14 protein-coding genes and 2 tRNA genes are annotated in these 16,222 nt (G+C 70.3%); 8 read left to right on the forward strand and 8 right to left on the reverse strand.

Going from position 1 to position 16,222, the window contains the following annotated elements; translation table 11 throughout:
* Nucleotides 1–29 precede the first annotated feature (29 nt).
* The 6 genes from ALMP_RS40010 to ALMP_RS40035 all read right to left on the reverse strand — a co-directional run bounded on the left by ALMP_RS40010 (nt 30) and on the right by ALMP_RS40035 (nt 3,760).
* Nucleotides 30–102: transfer RNA gene (locus ALMP_RS40010), tRNA-Glu, on the reverse strand.
* A gap of 42 nt (nt 103–144) precedes the next feature.
* Nucleotides 145–216, reverse strand: a tRNA-Gln gene (locus ALMP_RS40015).
* Nucleotides 217–307: 91 nt separating this feature from the next.
* Nucleotides 308–1,039: an HAD family hydrolase gene (locus ALMP_RS40020; protein ID WP_264936915.1), complete on the reverse strand. Its 732-nt coding sequence runs from the start codon at nt 1,037–1,039 to the stop codon at nt 308–310.
* A 139-nt stretch (nt 1,040–1,178) separates the two neighbouring features.
* Nucleotides 1,179–2,663 (reverse strand): glutamate--tRNA ligase, encoded by a 1,485-nt coding sequence (gltX, locus tag ALMP_RS40025; protein ID WP_264936916.1) that lies wholly within the window; start codon nt 2,661–2,663, stop codon nt 1,179–1,181.
* Complete coding sequence (locus ALMP_RS40030; protein ID WP_264936917.1) at nt 2,656–3,432, reverse strand: fumarylacetoacetate hydrolase family protein; 777 nt, start codon at nt 3,430–3,432, stop codon at nt 2,656–2,658. The genes gltX and ALMP_RS40030 overlap by 8 nt, the downstream gene beginning before the upstream one ends.
* Nucleotides 3,433–3,562: 130 nt before the next feature.
* Nucleotides 3,563–3,760, reverse strand: a complete 198-nt coding sequence (locus ALMP_RS40035) for a hypothetical protein (protein WP_264936918.1) — start codon at nt 3,758–3,760, stop codon at nt 3,563–3,565.
* A gap of 606 nt (nt 3,761–4,366) precedes the next feature.
* On the opposite strand from ALMP_RS40035, the gene ALMP_RS40040 reads away from it, so the two are divergent.
* The 8 genes from ALMP_RS40040 to ALMP_RS40075 all read left to right on the forward strand — a co-directional run bounded on the left by ALMP_RS40040 (nt 4,367) and on the right by ALMP_RS40075 (nt 14,951).
* Entirely contained in the window at nt 4,367–8,119 is a 3,753-nt protein-coding gene (locus tag ALMP_RS40040; RefSeq protein WP_264936919.1) for a sensor histidine kinase, read from the forward strand.
* A gap of 9 nt (nt 8,120–8,128) precedes the next feature.
* Nucleotides 8,129–8,542: a roadblock/LC7 domain-containing protein gene (locus tag ALMP_RS40045; RefSeq protein WP_003973453.1), complete on the forward strand. Its 414-nt coding sequence runs from the start codon at nt 8,129–8,131 to the stop codon at nt 8,540–8,542.
* Nucleotides 8,543–8,656: 114 nt separating this feature from the next.
* The gene (locus ALMP_RS40050; RefSeq protein WP_019058642.1) at nt 8,657–9,055 is read left to right on the forward strand and encodes a DUF742 domain-containing protein; all 399 of its coding nucleotides are present in this window, start codon (nt 8,657–8,659) and stop codon (nt 9,053–9,055) included.
* Nucleotides 9,036–9,611, forward strand: a complete 576-nt coding sequence (locus ALMP_RS40055) for an ATP/GTP-binding protein (RefSeq protein ID WP_132855910.1) — start codon at nt 9,036–9,038, stop codon at nt 9,609–9,611. Before ALMP_RS40050 ends, ALMP_RS40055 begins: the two co-directional genes overlap by 20 nt.
* Nucleotides 9,612–9,987: 376 nt before the next feature.
* Nucleotides 9,988–13,296: a nitrate- and nitrite sensing domain-containing protein gene (locus tag ALMP_RS40060; protein ID WP_264936920.1), complete on the forward strand. Its 3,309-nt coding sequence runs from the start codon at nt 9,988–9,990 to the stop codon at nt 13,294–13,296.
* A gap of 10 nt (nt 13,297–13,306) precedes the next feature.
* A complete protein-coding gene (locus ALMP_RS40065; RefSeq protein WP_004983065.1) occupies nt 13,307–13,720 on the forward strand; it encodes a roadblock/LC7 domain-containing protein in 414 nt (137 codons plus the stop codon).
* 96 nt (nt 13,721–13,816) lie between these two features.
* Nucleotides 13,817–14,389, forward strand: a complete 573-nt coding sequence (locus ALMP_RS40070) for a DUF742 domain-containing protein (protein ID WP_264936921.1) — start codon at nt 13,817–13,819, stop codon at nt 14,387–14,389.
* A complete protein-coding gene (locus ALMP_RS40075; protein ID WP_029183992.1) occupies nt 14,370–14,951 on the forward strand; it encodes an ATP/GTP-binding protein in 582 nt (193 codons plus the stop codon). Before ALMP_RS40070 ends, ALMP_RS40075 begins: the two co-directional genes overlap by 20 nt.
* 152 nt (nt 14,952–15,103) lie before the next feature.
* Here the strand turns inward: ALMP_RS40075 and ALMP_RS40080 are convergent, their stop codons facing one another.
* Both ALMP_RS40080 and ALMP_RS40085 read right to left on the reverse strand, forming a co-directional pair.
* On the reverse strand, nt 15,104–15,295 hold the full coding sequence (locus ALMP_RS40080; RefSeq protein WP_264936922.1) for an acyl-CoA carboxylase subunit epsilon: 192 nt from the start codon (nt 15,293–15,295) through the stop codon (nt 15,104–15,106).
* A 57-nt stretch (nt 15,296–15,352) separates the two neighbouring features.
* Nucleotides 15,353–16,222, reverse strand: an 870-nt coding sequence (locus tag ALMP_RS40085; RefSeq protein WP_309299608.1) for a carboxyl transferase domain-containing protein, incomplete at its 5' end; no start/stop codon positions are given.

Genomic DNA, 16,222 nt, shown 5'->3' on the forward strand with positions numbered 1-16,222 from the left:
CCTAGCGATCCCGAGTTGATCGAGATCAGTACCCCCGACCGGATTCGAACCGGCGCTACTGCCTTGAGAGGGCAGCGTGCTAGGCCGCTACACAACGGGGGCTTTGTGAAGGAGATCTTCACTGTTGCAGATGAGCTCTGCGAGCTGGCCTACCTGGACTCGAACCAAGACTAACTGAACCAGAATCAGTCGTGCTGCCAATTACACCATAGGCCACTGGAACGCAAGCCCCTGGGGGGATCTTGTTCTAGTTCGCTCCCCCGGGTTCCGGCCTTTCGGCCCGCTCCCCGGCGGCGCAGAAAGAACATTACCCGAAGGTGGACTGCGCTCCAAAACGGGTATCCGCGCCGAGGATCGCCGGCAGTTCGGCGAGGGTGGCGATCCGGTGCCGTCCGGAGGGCAGCTGGATGGTGGCGGCGGCGCCGTAGCGGTCGATCCACACCGACAGCAGGCCGGCGTCCGCGGAGCCCTGTCCGTCGATCTCCGGGTGGTCGCCGACGTAGGCGACCTCCCGCGGGGGCAGGGCGAGGGCCTCGCAGGCCGCGAGGAAGGCGGCGGCGTCCGGCTTGGAGACGCCCAGCTCGGCGGCGCACAGGATGGCCTCGAAGCGGTCGTGGACGCCGAGGACGCGCAGCTTACGGTCCTGGACGTGGAGGCTGGAGTTGGAGAGCACCGCGTGGCGGTGGCTGGCGGCGAGGGCGTCCAGGACGGGCAGGACGTCCGGGAAGAGGGCCCAGGCGGCCTCGTAGTGCGTGATGTACCGCTCGAACCAGGCGTCGGCCTCGGCGTCGGTCAGCGCACGGCCGAGGAAGACGCGTACGCGGTCGCGGCGCTGCCCCTCGAAGGTGGTCTCGCCGTCCGCGAAGCGCGCCCACTGCTGGTCGGTGATCTCCCGCCACAGGTCCAGGGCGCGCTCGGGGGTGCCGTAGCGCTCCAGGAGGCCCTCGGCGGCCAGGTGCCCGCGCATGCCCTCACGGTCCGCGGTGGTGTAGTCGAAGAGGGTGTCGTCCACGTCCCAGACCACGGCGCGAATGCTCATGATCCGACGGTAACCCGGGGCACGTGGTCACGTCTGCCGGAACGGCCGGCCCCTGATGCCGCGTGGCGACGGCGGTGCCCGGATACGCGAGGGGCGGCCCCCGGGGTTCCGGGTGCCGCCCCTCGGGTGTGCGCCGGGGTTACGCCGCCAGCCTCGCCAGCGCCGCGTCGATGCGGGTCAGTGCCTTCTCCTTGCCCAGGACCTCCAGGGACTCGAAGAGCGGCAGGCCGACCGTGCGGCCGGTGACGGCGACACGGACGGGAGCCTGGGCCTTGCCGAGCTTGAGACCGTGGGCCTCGCCGGCGGCCAGGACGGCCTCCTTCAGGGACTCGGGGGAGGTCCAGTCCGCCGACTCCAGCTTCTCCCGCGCCGTGCGCAGCAGGGCGTCGCTGCCCTCCTTCATCGCCTTCGTCCAGCTCGGCTCGTCGAAGACCGGCTCGGACAGGAAGAGGAAGTCGACGTTGTCGGTGATCTCGGAGAGGACCTTCAGACGGGTCTGCGCGTGCGGGGCGATCGCCTGCCACCGGGCCTCGTCGAAGTCCTCCGGCGCCCAGGGGGCGAACGGGGCCTTCAGCCAGGGGCGGCAGCGCTCGGTGAAGTCCTTCACGTCCAGCAGGCGGATGTGGTCGCCGTTGATCGCCTCGCACTTCTTCAGGTCGAAGCGGGCCGGGTTGGGGTTGACGTCCGCGATGTCGAAGGCCGCGACCAGCTCGTCCGTGGTGAAGATGTCCTGGTCGGCGGAGAGCGACCAGCCCAGGAGGGAGAGGTAGTTGAGCAGGCCCTCGGGGAGGAAGCCGCGCTCGCGGTAGAGGTTGAGCGAGGACTGCGGGTCGCGCTTGGAGAGCTTCTTGTTGCCCTCGCCCATCACGTACGGCAGGTGGCCGAACCGCGGGACGCCCTGGGCGATGCCCAGCTCGATCAGCGCCTTGTAGAGGGCGATCTGGCGGGGGGTGGAGGAGAGCAGGTCCTCGCCGCGCAGGACGTGGGTGATCTCCATCAAGGCGTCGTCAACCGGGTTGACCAGCGTGTACAGCGGGGCGCCGTTGGCGCGGACGATGCCGTAGTCCGGGACGTTCTCCGGGGTGAAGGTCAGCTCGCCGCGGACCAGGTCGGTGAAGGTGATCGTCTCGTCGGGCATCCGGAAGCGGACGATCGGCTCGCGGCCCTCTGCCCGGTACTGCTCGACCTTGGCGCCGGTCAGCTCGCGGCAGTGGCCGTCGTAGCCGGAGGGCTTGCCGGCGGCGCGGGCGGCCTCGCGGCGGGTGTCCAGCTCCTCCTGGGAGCAGTAGCAGTGGTAGGCGTGGCCGGCGTCCAGCAGCTTGGCCGCGACGTCCCGGTAGATGTCCATGCGCTGCGACTGGCGGTACGGCGCGTGCGGGCCGCCGATCTCGGGGCCCTCGTCCCAGTCGAAGCCCAGCCAGCGCATCGAGTCCAGCAGCTGGTGGTACGACTCCTCGGAGTCTCGGGCCGCGTCGGTGTCCTCGATGCGGAAGACCAGGGAGCCGCCGTGGTGCCGGGCGAACGCCCAGTTGAACAGGGCGGTGCGGACCAGGCCCACATGGGGGTTACCGGTGGGCGACGGGCAGAAACGGACGCGTACGGGAGAGCCGGATGCGCTAGCCACGCTTGACAACCTTGTTGGTGAGAGTGCCGATGCCTTCGATGGTGACGGCGACCTCGTCGCCGACAGCCAGGGGGCCGACCCCTGCCGGGGTGCCCGTGAGGATCACGTCGCCGGGGAGCAGCGTCATGGCCTCGGTGATGTGGACGATCAGGTCCTCGATGGAGTGGATCATCTCGCTGGTGCGGCCGAGCTGGCGCTGCTGGCCGTTGACCGTGAGCTGGATGGTGAGGTCGCTCGGGTCGAGGTCGGTCTCCACCCAGGGGCCGAGCGGGCAGGAGGTGTCGAAGCCCTTGGCGCGCGCCCACTGCTTCTCGCGCTTCTGGACGTCGCGGGCGGTGACGTCGATGGCGCAGGTGTAGCCGAAGATCACGTCCTTGACGCGCTCGCGCGGGACCTCGCGGCACATGCGGCCGATGACGACGGCGAGTTCGGCCTCGTGGTGGAGGTCGGACGAGAAGGACGGGTACTGGATGGCGTCGCCGGGGCCGATGACCGAGGTGGACGGCTTGAAGAAGGCGAACGGGGTGTCGGGCACCTCGTTGCCCAGCTCGCGCGCGTGCTCGGCGTAGTTGCGGCCGTAGGCCACGACCTTGTTGGGCAGCACGGGCGGAAGCAGCCGGACCTTGCTCAGCGGCACCTTCGTGCCGGAGAGCTGGTAGTCCGCGAACGGGATGCCCTTGATGATGTCGAGGACGAGCTCGTCCGGCTTGTCGCCCTCGACCGCGCCGAAGGCGACGTTCCCGTCGATGGAGAACCTGGCGATGCGCACGGGTTGGTTGGCCCCTTGCTGAGCTGGCTGGAGTCTGACGCTCCAGGCTAACGCGGAAGGGCGTCCCCGGCCGGGGACGCCCTTGACATCCTGGGCGGCCGCCTTGAGCATGCGGCGGCCCGCGCCCGTACTACTCCGCGGAGGACGCGGCGGAGGCCGCGACCGGGATCTCCATGAGGATGGTGCGCTTGGGATTGGCGGTCTGGGCGGGGAGTTCGACGGGGTGCTCCGGCTGCTCCGGGAGTTGCAGGTCGTCGGCGTCCTTGAGGTGCGCCAGCGTCGTGCGCCGCGGGTTGGCGATCTTGTGGAACATCGTCGTCGTCTTCACTGTTGTACTGAGCCCTGTCGTGTCCGGGCACCCGGAGGGCCGGTGAACGGTCCCTCGCGCGGGCGCGGGTTGTCGGATTTGCGATTTCTGTAAAGCGTCAGGCTAAACACGCGATTCCCGGGGAACGCGTGAAGGTCTCACGATCCGCGTGTGAGTTTGCTCACGAATCCTCGACCAAACCGGTCAATTCAGACCCCCGGTCGACCGTCACGAAACGGACATTCATCACCTGAAGCCCTCATTCCGCTCCTGATCATGGCGACTGGGACACCCCTTGCGTTCCGGCACTTCGCTCGGATATGCCCGGGTTGTTCCCGGATCGCATTCTACGTGGCGTGATCCACTCCTCACGCGGTGTCACGGATGTCACAGCCCGGCCAACGGGCCTTGTTGCAGATCCTGCACTGTGCTGGAATTCCACGGACCGCCGCGGGATCGAGCCGGCGCGCAGGGGGCGCACAGAAGCGCCGAGTGGCGGTGAGAAGGGGAATCCAGCGCCGGTCACTCACGACCACCCGGGGAGCGTATTCAGGGCGCCCCCCAACACGCCGACACCCGTCCCTCCGTTCACCCGGAGGGGCGCCTGGTCCAGAGGTTGCGACGCTAGTGCAGGGACGTTTCAAGAGGGATGGCAGTGCTTCGGCGGAGCCGGAGCCGCACGGCGGGACTGGCCCCAATGCCGGCAGTTCCTCGCCCCAGCACGCCCAGAACCCGGGTCCGGGCTCGTCCGGCGACGGCGGTGAGCGCCCCGGGCGCCCCGGCACGTCCGCGTCGCCGAGCACTCTCCCCCCTACCCCGACGGTCAAGCCGCCGGCCGGCGCCTCCGGCCCCGGCTCCCGCGTGGCGCTGCGCAACTGGCGCATCTCCACCCGTCTGGTGGCGCTGCTGACGCTCCCGGTGGTCGCGGCGACCACCCTGGGCACGCTGCGCATCAACCAGTCGATGGACGACATCCAGCAGCTCGACAACATGAAGCTGCTGACGGACATGACCAAGCAGGCCACGACCCTGGCCATCGCGCTGCAGAACGAGCGTGACGAGTCGGCGGGCCCGCTGGCGCACGGCGCGACCGCCGCCGACTTCACCATCAAGGGCGTCCGGGAGAAGACCGACCGCCAGCTGACCGCGTTCAGCGACGCCTCGGAGGAGATCGACGCCAAGAGCGCCGACGGCAACCTCCAGGGCGTCCGCGACAGCCTCGTGGGTCTCCTCGGCGACCTCGGCAACCTGGCCAAGATCCGCACGTCGGCGTACGCGGAGAAGGAGAACTCCACCCAGACGGTGGAGGCCTACCACCGCCTCATCACCGGTCTGCTCGACCTGTCCGAGGACATGGCGCAGGCCACCAGCAACCCGGAGATGATCCAGCGCACGCGTGCGCTGGCGGCCTTCTCCGCGGCCAAGGAGTACGCCTCCGTCCAGCGCGCCGTGCTCTCGGCGGCGCTGCCGGTGAACAAGGCCATCGCGGGTGAGCTGTCGGAGAACGACCGGCAGTACGGCGAGGCCGCGCTGCAGAACCAGGAATCCGAGCTCGCCAGCTTCCGCAGCATCTACGGCGACGACAGCGCCGAGGAGCTGCTCAAGCCCATCGAGCAGGGCAACCCCACCATCGTCGACGCCGACACCTACGCCAACCGTGTGCTCGGCTCCCCCAGCGGCATCACCCAGCAGGACAAGCGGTCGTACCAGGACTGGATGGACGCCAGTACGACCAAGATCGACCAGATGGGCAACATCGAGACCACGCTGCTCGAGGACATGGAGCAGAAGGCCCGTGAGCTGCGCGCCGAGTCGGAGCGCGAGGCGATCATCTCCGGTGCCCTCATCCTGCTCGTGCTCGGTGTGTCGCTGGTCGGCGCCTTCGTCGTCGCCCGGTCCATGATCCGCTCGCTGCGCCGGCTCCAGGAGACCGCCACCAAGGTCGCCCAGGACCGCCTGCCCGAGCTGGTCAAGCAGCTGTCCGAGTCCGACCCGCAGGACGTGGACACGTCCGTGGAATCGGTCGGTGTGCACTCCCGGGACGAGATCGGCCAGGTGGCCGCGGCCTTCGACGACGTGCACCGCGAGGCGGTCCGCCTCGCCGCCGAGCAGGCCCTTCTCCGGGGCAACGTCAACGCGATGTTCACCAACCTCTCGCGCCGCTCCCAGGGTCTGATCCAGCGCCAGCTGTCGCTGATCTCCGAACTGGAGTCCCGCGAGGCCGACCCGGACCAGCTGTCCTCGCTCTTCAAGCTCGACCACCTCGCGACGCGCATGCGCCGTAACGGTGAGAACCTCCTCGTCCTCGCGGGTGAGGAGCCCGGCCGTCGCTGGACCCGCCCGGTCCCGCTGGTCGACGTGCTCCGCGCCGCCGCGTCCGAGGTGGAGCAGTACGAGCGCATCGAGCTGGCCTCCGTGCCGACGACCGAGGTCGCCGGCCGGGTCGTCAACGACCTCGTGCACCTGCTCGCCGAGCTGCTGGAGAACGCCACCTCGTTCTCCTCCCCGCAGACCAAGGTCAAGGTCACCGGTCACGCGCTGCCCGACGGCCGGGTGCTGATCGAGATCCACGACACCGGCATCGGCCTCTCCCCCGAGGACCTCGCCGCGATCAACGAGCGGCTCGCCTCGCCGCCCACCGTGGACGTCTCCGTCTCCCGCCGCATGGGCCTCTTCGTGGTCGGTCGTCTGTCGCAGCGGCACGGCATCCGTATCCAGCTGCGCCCGTCCGACTCCGGTGGTACGACCGCGCTGGTCATGCTGCCCGTGGACGTCGCCCAGGGCGGCAAGAAGCCGCAGCCCAAGCCCGGTCAGGGCGGCGCGTCCGGCGGTCCCGCCGCCGCGCAGGCCGCCGCCGGTGCCGCCGCGGCCCGTCGGCAGAACGGTCAGCAGGGCGGTGCCCTCGGTTCCGCTCCCGGCAACACGGGCCGGCTGGCCTCCGGTCAGGGTCCCCGGGCCGCGCTGCCCGGCCGCGACGGCGGTGGCCTTCCCGGCGGACCGCGCGGGCCGCAGGCTCCGGCCGGTGCGGGCGCCGGGTTCGGCGGCCAGGCACCGGGTGCGCCGCAGGGACTTCAGGCGGCCGGTGGGCCGGGCCAGGGCCAGGACCTCTTCGGCGGCGGGCGTCCCGCCGGGCCGCCGCAGCGCCAGGGCGGCGGCCGGTCCGAGCAGGGCGGTCGCGGGCGTCAGCCGCAGCTGCCGCCACGCGGCGGTCCGCGGGCCGAACTGCCCGGCGGCGCCCCGCAGACGTCGCGCGCCACGAGCTGGGGCGACGACAACGCCCAGCCGCCGATGCCGCGCACCCCGCTGGACGCCCCGCGCGGCCACGAGGAGCCGGACGTCTCCCAGACCTCGCGCATGCCGCGAGTGGGCGACCGCCAGGGTCCCGGCTCCACCGCCGAGATACCGCGAATAGACGACCGTCAGGGTCCGGACCCCGCCGCGGACTTCACCCGTCCCGGCGTGGGCGGCCCCCAGTCGACGGGCCAGTTCCCCGCCATGGGCGGCGGCCGCTACCCCGGCCAGGACACCGGGCAGTTCCCCGGCGGCGCCCAGGACACCGGCCAGTTCCCTGTGCCCGGCGCGACCGGTCCCGGCACCAGTCCCGGTGCGGGCGGTCAGCAGGACGGCTTCGTCCGCTCCGACGTCTTCGGCGCCCCGGGCGGTCAGAACGCCCCGGCGGGCCCGGGCCGGTTCACCGCCCCGCCCGCTCCGCAGGCCTACGACAACGGCTCCACCGGCCAGTTCGCCTCGCCGGGCTACGACGGCTCCTCCACCGGTCAGCACTCCCTGCCCGGCCGCCAGGACCCGGCCGGCACCGGCCAGTTCCAGCGCCCGCAGACGGGTGCCAACGGCTACGGCGCTCCGCAGCAGCCGGTCCCGCCGCGTCCCGCCGCCCGCCCCGAGCCGGAGGCGCTGCCGCCGGCCCCGGGTCCGGGGGACGGCCGTACCCCGCTGTACGACACGCTGGAGACCAACTGGTTCCGCGGTGGACAGCAGGGCGGTACGGGCGACAACGGCAACAGCAACGGTTCGGCGCCGCAGCGACAGCAGCCGCAGGCTCCGGCTGCTCCCCAGCGTCCCGCGGGCAGTGCCTGGCGCACCTCGCCCAACGACGAGCTCGTCCGGCAGGCCGAGCGCGTCCGGCAGCCGGCCGCGGGCGGCGTCACCACCTCCGGTCTGCCGCGCCGGGTGCCCCGGGCGAACCTCGTCCCGGGCACGGCTCAGCAGCAACAGCACCAAACCGGTCCGCAGGTCTCGCGTGCGCCTGACGACGTACGCGGACGGCTGACCAATCTCCGTCGGGGCATCGCGCAGGGTCGTCAGGCCGGCAACGGTCAGACCGGCAGTTTCCCGAGCCCCACTCACCAGCAGGAGCGTTAGTTGAGCCAGATGAGCCAGGCAGCACAGAATCTGAACTGGTTGATCACCAACTTCGTGGACAACACCCCCGGGGTGTCCCACACCGTGGTGGTGTCCGCCGACGGGCTCCTGCTCGCGATGTCCGAGGGCTTTCCGCGCGACCGCGCCGACCAGCTGGCGGCGGTCGCGTCGGGGCTGACCTCACTGACCGCCGGCGCCTCCCGGATCTTCGAGGGCGGCAATGTGGCGCAGACCGTCGTCGAGATGGAGCGGGGATTCCTCTTCCTGATGTCCGTCTCGGACGGCTCGTCCCTCGCCGTTCTCGCGCACCCCGAGTGCGACATCGGTCTGGTCGGTTACGAGATGGCGCTCCTCGTCGACCGCGCGGGCGCTGTGCTCACGCCCGACCTGCGCGCCGAGCTCCAGGGCAGTCTGCTCCACTGACCGTCCTCGGCACCACCCACCTCACGAAATCACCGTCCGGCCGACACAATCCCCCCAACTGGCCACGACGGACGGCACGACTGACCGAGACATGCTGTCCCGCCCGGAGGATTCATGACCCCGCCCACCGCCTCTCATGATCCGTACGCGGAGCCGTACGGGGACGAGGGCGACCAGCCGCTGGTGCGTCCGTACGCGATGACCGGTGGCCGGACCCGGCCGCGTTACCAGCTCGCCATCGAGGCGCTGATCAGCACCACGGCCGACCCGGCAGCGCTCATGGGGCTCCTTCCCGAGCACCAGCGCATCTGCCACCTCTGCCGCGAGGTGAAGTCGGTCGCGGAGGTCTCGGCGCTCCTGGCCATGCCGCTGGGCGTGGCGCGGATCCTCGTCGCGGACCTCGCCGAGGCCGGTCTGGTGGCCATCCACCAGCCGGGCGGCGACGAGAACAACGGCGGCGCACCGGACGTGACGCTGCTCGAAAGGGTGCTCAGTGGACTTCGCAAGCTCTGACGGGGGCCGGGCCACCACCTCCGCGAAGATCGTGGTGGCGGGCGGCTTCGGCGTGGGCAAGACCACGTTCGTGGGCGCCGTCTCGGAGATCAACCCGCTGCGCACGGAGGCCGTCATGACGTCCGCGAGCGCGGGCATCGACGACCTCACCCACACCGGGGACAAGACCACCACCACGGTGGCCATGGACTTCGGCCGTATCACGCTGGACCAGGACCTGATCCTCTACCTGTTCGGTACGCCGGGTCAGGACCGCTTCTGGTTCATGTGGGACGACCTGGTGCGCGGCGCGATCGGCGCGGTGGTGCTGGTGGACACCCGCCGGCTCGCCGACTGCTTCCCCGCGGTGGACTACTTCGAGAACTCCGGCCTGCCGTTCGTCGTCGCGCTCAACGGCTTCGACGGGCAGCAGCCCTACCAGCCGGAGGAGGTGCGCGAGGCGCTGCAGATCGGACCGGACACCCCGATCATCACCACCGACGCCCGGCACCGCGCGGATGCGAAGAGCGCGCTGATCACACTGGTCGAGCACGCCCTGATGGCGCGGCTGCGTTAATCTTCAAGTAAGCAGAGCCGTACGGCAGTTGTCGTAGACGCTTCGGAGCCGGCTGTGGCCTTTGACACGGCCGGCTCCGGTGTTCATAACGTTTCGGCAGAGGAATCCGGTGGTACGGCCACGCGTCGCGGTCGGTCGGTATCGCTGTGCGCACGAAGGCCCCGTCTTTTGACGGGGCTCGCTCTTTTTGACCGTTTTATCTAGGGCTTACATCACATCGAATCGACTCTTCTCACTGTTTGGAAGAGCACTGGTCGTCGTGCTGGAATGCCTGAACTGCCCAATAGTCAATGACGTACTCATGGTCGATGGCTTACCGGGCTTTGAGACACTGCGGCACGACGTAGGTGCCGACCGCCGAGAGGTTGTTGGTCGAGTGAGGCGAAGCAAGAAAAGTCCCGAGCCGGCGGCGCGGGGCAACTTCACCCCGCCGCCGCGCGGAGCGGCGCCCGCCCCTGTGCCCGGCTCGGAGCAGACGGCCGCACCCGCCAAGAGCGGCGGCCGTCTCTCCCCGCGCAACTGGCGGGTGCCGACCCGGCTGAACGCGATCCTGCTCATACCCGTGCTGGTCGGTCTGGTCATGGGCGGCTTCCAGGTGAAGAGCTCGATCGACACCTGGCAGGAGGCCCGCGACGCCGAGAAGGTCGCGAAGATCGTCGCCGCCGCCGGCGAGTACGCCGAGGCCCTCCTCAACGAGCGGGACATCTCCGCCGAGCCGCTGCTGCAGAACAAGAAGGACGACGCGGACGTCAAGGAGGCCCGCGCCGTCACCGACCAGAAGGCCGCCGCCTTCCGCAAGGAAGTCGTCGGTATGCCGGCCAAGCAGGGCCTGGAGCGGCGCCTGAAGCTGGTCGATGAGGCGGAGCCCACCCTCACCAAGGTCCGGGAGGCCGCCTACACCAAGGCGATGGACCCGGTGAAGACCGAAGAGGGTTACGTCGCCGTCGAGCACCTGCTGATGGAGTTCTCCAACGAGCTGGGCCTGGGCACCGGCAACATCACCGCCTACGGCCGCACGGTCTACGCGATCGCCCTGGCCAAGGGCGCCGAGTCGCTCCAGCGCTCCATCGGCATGCACCTGCTGGTGCGGCCGAGCCCCGACGAGAAGATCCGCGCCCAGCAGGTCACCGCCTTCACCTCCTACGCCTACCTCGAGCGGGTCGCGCTCCAGGAGTACGTCTCCGGCGGCACCACGCAGGACGCCGCCCGGCTGACCGAGGTGATGAACCAGAAGCAGGCCGAGGGCGAGAAGCAGGCCGCCGACGCCAAGGCCAAGGCGGACGCGGCGGGCCAGGACTACGTGGCCCCGCCGTCCATGGACGACATGATCGCGGCGATCGGCAGCGGCAGGGAGCCCGCCGAGCTGGCCCAGGCGGGCATCACGGCATCCGCGTGGATGGCGGCCGCGACCCTGAAGTTCGAGGGCTACAGCCAGGTCGAGAAGGAATTGATCGACCGGGCGGTCTCCGACGCCGGGCAGATCGCCTCCGACGCCCAGCAGGACGCCATCGTCAACGGTGGCATCGTCATCATCGCCCTGCTCACCGCGTTCATCATCGCCTCGCTCATGGCCCGCCAGATGAGCCAGTCCATGCGCCAGCTGCGCAACGCCGCCTTCGGTATCGCCGAGCAGCGCCTGCCGATGCTGGTCGACCAGCTCTCGCGCACCGACCCCGGCCGGGTCGACACCCGGGTCGCCCCGATCCCGATCAACACCACCGACGAGATCGGCGAGGTCGCCCGCGCCTTCGACCAGGTCCACCGCGAGGCCGTCCGGCTCGCCGCCGAGCAGGCCCTGCTGCGGGGCAACATCAACGCGATCTTCACCAACCTCTCGCGCCGCAACCAGTCGCTGATCGAGGGCCAGCTGACCCTGATCACCGACCTGGAGAACAACGAGGCCGACCCGGACCAGTTGGAGAACCTCTTCCGCCTGGACCACCTCGCGACCCGTATGCGCCGCAACGGCGAGAACCTCCTCGTCCTCGCCGGCGAGGAGCCCGGCCGCCGCTGGGACCAGCCGGTCCCGCTGGTCGACGTGCTGCGCGCCGCCTCCTCCGAGGTGGAGCAGTACGAGCGCATCGAGCTCTCGGGCGTCCCGGAGGCCGAGATCCACGGCCGTGCCGTGACCGACCTCGTGCACCTGCTGGCCGAGCTGCTGGAGAACGCCACGACGTTCTCCTCGCCGCAGACCAAGGTCCGGGTCACCGCGACCCGTCTCCCCGACGGCCGCGTCATGATCGAGATCCACGACAAGGGCATCGGCCTCACCGCCGAGGACTTCGCGGACATCAACCACAAGCTGGCCAACCCGCCGACCGTGGACGCCGCCATCTCGCAGCGCATGGGCCTGTTCGTGGTCGGCCGGCTGTCCGACCGGCACGGCATCCGCGTCCAGCTGCGCCCCTCGGGCGAGCAGGCGGGCACCACCTCGCTGGTCATGCTGCCGGACGCGATCACGCACGGCGGTGGCGGCGAACAGCCCGCCGGCGCCGACGAGTTCACCGTCTCGCAGATCATCCCGGAGCAGCAGTTCCAGGGCGAGAACTTCAACCAGCAGCCGATGCGCACGGCGGCCGAACTTGGCTTCGACGACAGCCGCTACACCGAGGTCCCCGACGACATCCGCGAACTGGACCCGGTGGGCCGTTCCCTGATGCGCGAGGGGCGCCGGGCGGCCCTGGAGGCCCAGTCGCACGGGCACCCCGGCGAGCCGCAGCAGCAGTCCGCCGAGACCCCGGCGTTCGCCGACGGCTTCGACCTGCCGCAGCAGAACCAGACACCGCAGCAGCCCACGTACGACGCCGCCCAGAACGGCTACACCGGCGCGCAGAACGCCTACGACGGCGGCACGACCGCCTTCGCCGAGCAGCCCGCGGCCTACGACCAGCAGACGGCGTACGACGAGCGGCAGCGCCCGGCGTACGAGGACCCGTACACGGCGTCCCGCAACGGCCTGCCGCAGGGCGAGGGTTTCTCCGCCAACGGCACCCTGCCGCAGGGCGAGTCCTTCGCGTCGAACGGCGGCTACCCGGACCCCGCGTATGCGGAGCCGGCCCAGGAGGAGCGGGCGCCCGCCCAGGCGTCCGCGGCGGAGGACTTCCCCTCGTACGAGGAGCAGTCCTACCAGGACGACTGGCCGCAGCAGAACGGCTACCGCAACGGCTACCCGGACCAGTACGCTCCAGAAGCGGAATCCGCACAGGCCGCTGACGCGAGTGACCAGGACCGCGTAGGCTTCGACCGTCCGGGAACGGCCTCCTCCGCCGCCCACGCGCTGACCGACGCCGGGCTTCCCCGCCGCGGCTCCCACGCGGCGAGCGGTTCGAACGGCGCGCGGCCCGTGCAGCAGGATGCGCCGGCTCCCCCTTCGGAGGGCAACGGCGGTGACAGCGCCTGGCGTTCGGCGAACGACCAGCGTTGGCAGCAGGCCGCGCAGCTCCGGAAGCCCAAGGCGGGCGGGGTCACCTCCTCCGGCCTGCCGCGGCGGGTACCCAAGGCCAACCTGGTCGAGGGGACCGCCGAGAGCACCCCCCAGGGAGGCCCACAGGTCTCCCGCGCCCCGGAGGACGTCCGAGGCAGGCTGAGCAACCTGCGTCGCGGCGTCCAGCGCGGACGCAACGCAGGCAGTGAAACGAACGGCCAGGGCTTCGGTCCTGACAGCACCTACAACCAGGAGCGTTAGTGTGAGCCCGATGAGCCAGGCGGCACAGAACCTGAACTGGTTGATCACCAACTTCGTGGACAACACCCCGGGGGTGTCCCACACGGTGGTGGTCTCCGCCGACGGACTCCTTCTGGCGATGTCCGAAGGCTTCCCCCGCGACCGCGCCGACCAGCTCGCGGCCGTCGCCTCCGGTCTGACGTCACTGACGGCAGGCGCCTCCCGGATCTTCGAGGGAGGCAGCGTGAACCAGACGGTTGTGGAGATGGAGCGGGGATTCCTCTTCATCATGTCCATTTCCGACGGTTCGTCGCTCGCGGTTCTCGCCCACCCCGAGGCGGACATCGGCCTCATCGGGTACGAGATGGCCCTCCTGGTGGACCGTGCCGGCACGGTCCTGACGCCCGATCTTCGTGCGGAGCTCCAAGGGAGCCTTCTCAACTAACAGTGGGACGGTGCGTTTTGGCGTCCCGAGGCCGTAGTGTTTCGGGACGCGGCTTCCACGTGATGGGTGCCAGGCACAGTCGGAGGAGGAGAGAAAGTGGCAACACCCCCAGGCGGTTCTCATTCTGGTAACTGGTCGTACGGCCCTGCCCAGGGCCCGGGCGACGGTTCCCAGAACGCGAACCGTTACAACTTCCCCTCCGCGCCGAGCCAGCCGTACGCGCCGCAGGGCCCCGGCCCGTCGCCGTACGACCAGCCGCAGGCACCGCGCATCCAGCCCGTGCAGCCGCAGCGCCGCACCCCCGAGCCGGCGCCCGCCGGGGCGTCGAACAACCCTTTGGTGCGTCCGTACGCCATGACCGGTGGCCGGACCCGCCCGCGGTACCAGCTCGCCATCGAGGCGCTGGTGCACACCACTGCGCAGCCGCACCAGATGCAGGGGCAACTGCCCGAGCATCAGCGGATCTGCAACCTCTGCCGAGAGATCAAGTCGGTCGCCGAGATCTCGGCGCTGCTGACCATCCCCCTCGGCGTGGCCAGGATCCTCGTCGCCGACTTGGCGGAGGCGGGACTGGTCGCCATCCATCAGCCCGGCGGCGACGAGAGCGCCGGCGGCCAGCCAGACGTGACACTGCTCGAAAGGGTGCTCAGTGGACTTCGCAAGCTCTAGCGGCGGTCCTTCCCGCTCCACCACCTCGGCGAAGATCGTGGTAGCGGGTGGCTTCGGCGTGGGCAAGACCACGTTCGTCGGGGCCGTCTCGGAGATCAACCCGCTGCGTACCGAGGCCGTCATGACGTCCGCGAGCGCGGGCATCGACGACCTCACCCACACCGGAGACAAGACCACCACCACGGTGGCCATGGACTTCGGCCGTATCACGCTGGACCAGGACCTGATCCTGTACCTCTTCGGTACGCCCGGCCAGGACCGCTTCTGGTTCATGTGGGACGACCTGGTGCGCGGCGCCATCGGTGCCATCGTCCTGGTGGACACCCGCCGGCTCGCCGACTGCTTCCCCGCGGTCGACTACTTCGAGAACTCCGGCCTCCCCTTCGTGATCGCCCTGAACGGCTTCGACGGCAACCAGCCGTACTCGCCGGACGAGGTGCGCGAGGCGCTGCAGATCGGCCCCGACACCCCGATCATCACGACGGACGCCCGCCACCGCGCGGATGCCAAGTCGGCGCTGATCACACTGGTGGAGCACGCGCTGATGGCGCGCCTGCGGTAGGAACACACGCGGAAGCGGCCCCGGTGCCTCCTGAGGGAGGCACCGGGGCCGCTTTCCGTTGTCCGCGGGTCGCTTCACCGTACGGTCGCTTCACCGTGAGCGCGCGAAGGCCCCGGCCGCCATGGAGGCGGTCGGGGCCCGAGGTGTCGCGGTCAGCGCCAGCTGTGCGGGGCGCGGAAGCCGGGCTCGCGCTCCAGGCGGCGCCAGCCGGCCTTGAGGCGACCGCGGTGGACCGGGGTCTCGGAGGGGCGGGCGGCGGCGCGGGCCAGCAGGATCGCCGTGATGGCGGCGACTTCCTCGGGCTCGGCGTGGCCCTTCTCGACGCGGATGTCAGGGGTGTCCATGGCTGTCAGTCTCCGTGAGAGAGGTTTCCGCTGGGGGGGTGCGGAGAGTCCACTGGGTTACTGCGGGGGGTTGCCGTGCTTGCGCGAGGGCAGGTCGGCGTGCTTCGTGTGCAGCATCGCCAGGGACTTGATGAGGACCTCGCGGGTCTCGGCCGGGTCGATGACGTCGTCGACCAGGCCGCGCTCGGCGGCGTAGTACGGGTGCATCAGCTCGGCCTTGTACTCCTTGACCATGCGGGCCCGCATGGCCTCGGGGTCCTCGGCGTCGGCGATCTGACGGCGGAAGATGACGTTGGCGGCGCCGTCGGCGCCCATCACGGCGATCTCGTTGGTCGGCCAGGCGAAGGTGAGGTCGGCGCCGATGGACTGGCTGTCCATGACGATGTAGGCACCGCCGTACGCCTTGCGCAGGATGAGGGAGATCCGGGGCACGGTCGCGTTGCAGTAGGCGTAGAGGAGCTTCGCGCCGTGCCGGATGATGCCGCCGTGCTCCTGGTCGACACCCGGGAGGAACCCGGGGACGTCCAGGAAGGTGACGATCGGGATGTTGAAGGCGTCGCACATCTGGACGAACCGTGCGGCCTTCTCGCTGGCCTCGATGTCCAGGACGCCGGCGAGGGTCTGCGGCTGGTTGGCGATGATGCCGACGACCTGGCCGTCGAGCCGGGCCAGGGCGCAGATGATGTTGCGGGCCCAGCGCTCGTGGACCTCCAGGTACTCGCCGTCGTCGACGATCTCCTCGATGACCCTGGCCATGTCGTACGGCCGGTTGCCGTCCGCCGGGACCAGGTCGAGCAGGACGTCGCCGCGGCGGTCGGCCGGGTCGGTGCACTCGACGCGCGGGGGGTTCTCGCGGTTGTTCTGCGGGAGGAGGGAGAGGAGGTAGCGGACCTCCGCGATGCAGGTCTCCTCGTCGTCGTAGGCGAA

The organism is Streptomyces sp. A012304 (assembly GCF_026008495.1).
In the GTDB taxonomy this organism is placed as follows: domain Bacteria; phylum Actinomycetota; class Actinomycetes; order Streptomycetales; family Streptomycetaceae; genus Streptomyces.

Coding starts and splice junctions, on each gene's coding strand:
- ALMP_RS40065 (WP_004983065.1), top strand. CDS start 13,307: ATGAGCCAGGCGGCACAGAACCTGAACTGGTTGATCACCAACTTCGTG.
- ALMP_RS40050 (WP_019058642.1), top strand. CDS start 8,657: ATGACCCCGCCCACCGCCTCTCATGATCCGTACGCGGAGCCGTACGGG.
- ALMP_RS40045 (WP_003973453.1), top strand. CDS start 8,129: ATGAGCCAGGCAGCACAGAATCTGAACTGGTTGATCACCAACTTCGTG.
- ALMP_RS40080 (WP_264936922.1), bottom strand. CDS start 15,295: ATGGACACCCCTGACATCCGCGTCGAGAAGGGCCACGCCGAGCCCGAG.
- ALMP_RS40020 (WP_264936915.1), bottom strand. CDS start 1,039: ATGAGCATTCGCGCCGTGGTCTGGGACGTGGACGACACCCTCTTCGAC.